A 1,321-nucleotide genomic window follows, 5' to 3' on the forward strand; every position below is an offset into this window, starting at 1 on the left:
GTGGTGAAATCGTGCTCGATGCTCGTTTCTACTTTCGCGCGGGTCGACGGGTCGGGCTTGGTGGGGTTGATGCCCTCAACGGTTGTTTCGATTAAGCAGGCGTCGAGACCGTCGGATGATACAGCTTCCAATCGGCGCGGGGCCAGGTCTTCTTGTGTTAAGCCGGGGGTGTAGAGAAGCGTCGGGGCTATGCCGGCGCGGGTGGCGGCGTCGACCTTGGCGATGTTATCCTGCTGAATGTCTTTAATGTTGAACACTACGGATGCGCCGCGGTCGCCATCAGTTTGGGGGCCGTCGAGGTCGTTGTCGCTGCACGAAATAAAGGCTGCACTGCTCGTCAGGAGGAGTACTGCGAGATTATAAATATGTTTCTGTTTCATCTTTTCTTTCAGTCTTTGAGTTGTTTACTTGTTTCTTTGCTCTTTGTGTTTCGGGGGGCTTCGGAGCTCGTCGGATGAGCGATAACTTCAGAGTTTGCCGAGCTGGGGATTAATCTTCCCATAGGTTGCCCCATTGTGATTGCTTTGCTCCGGAGATTTCGGTGTCGTCGCCGTCTTCCCCTCCGGGAATGACAACAATTCCGCCTCCTCCGCCTCCGCCGGGTTGAACGGCCGGACTGCCGGCGAGGAAGCCATGTTCCATTTCTGTTTCGATAGCCTTACACCATGGCGCGGTGTAGGCGCGTTTGAATGTTTTGTTCATAATGAATAAGTGTTGGTGATTAAAAAATCATTGTTATTTCGTTAATCGGTAAAGGGGTCATGAGGTGGATGACAAGGGCGGAAGTGGGCCGGATGAAATTGTAAAATGCCAATGCCAATTCGGCCGATAGGGTCCGCCACCCAACCGATGCCAAGGGGTGGTTCGCTGTCCGACACCTGTGCCAATTCGGCCGATAGGCCGCACGTGTAGGGACAGACCCCGTGTCTGTCCGCACCCATCGGGCAAGGCCGGAATAAATACGCAATCGCTCGGACATTTCGACCAATATATTGCTTCGGTTCTGCGAACCGAAGTGAGGCGGACAGACACGGGGTCTGTCCCTACATGCGGCCTATCGGCCGAGCGGGAGTTTTTGTTTACTGAAATGGGAGTATTCGCCGTACGGAAATCGTACGGGTTTTGCCGGTAAAATCTTTCCTTATTTTCTCTTATATCGGTTGCGGAAAGGGTACGAAAAACGGCACGAAGAATCCTTCCGGAATCCCCGTATATAATGGATTTACGGCACCCTTCGCGCGCGCGTATGAAAAAGCTAATTAATAGGTCTGGTGTGTGTGTGTGTGTGTGTGTGTGTGTGTGTGTGTGTGTGTGTGTGTGT

At 52.8% G+C, this 1,321-nt stretch carries 1 protein-coding gene and 1 pseudogene; both read right to left on the reverse strand.

Annotation, left to right across the window (positions count from 1 at the left end; genetic code table 11):
* Nucleotides 1-380, reverse strand: a pseudogene (locus HMPREF9140_RS09970) (hypothetical protein); the annotation flags it as partial.
* Nucleotides 381-489: 109 nt separating this feature from the next.
* A complete protein-coding gene (locus tag HMPREF9140_RS09975) occupies nt 490-702 on the reverse strand; it encodes a hypothetical protein (protein ID WP_006951863.1) in 213 nt (70 codons plus the stop codon).
* Between the last annotated feature and the right edge of the window lie 619 nt (nt 703-1,321).

The sequence above is a fragment of the Prevotella micans F0438 genome (assembly GCF_000243035.1).
GTDB classification, from domain to species: Bacteria; Bacteroidota; Bacteroidia; order Bacteroidales; family Bacteroidaceae; genus Prevotella; species Prevotella micans.

Excerpts from the sequence above, each read along its gene's own strand:
- HMPREF9140_RS09975 (WP_006951863.1), bottom strand. The coding sequence starts at position 702 with ATGAACAAAACATTCAAACGCGCCTACACCGCGCCATGGTGTAAGGCT.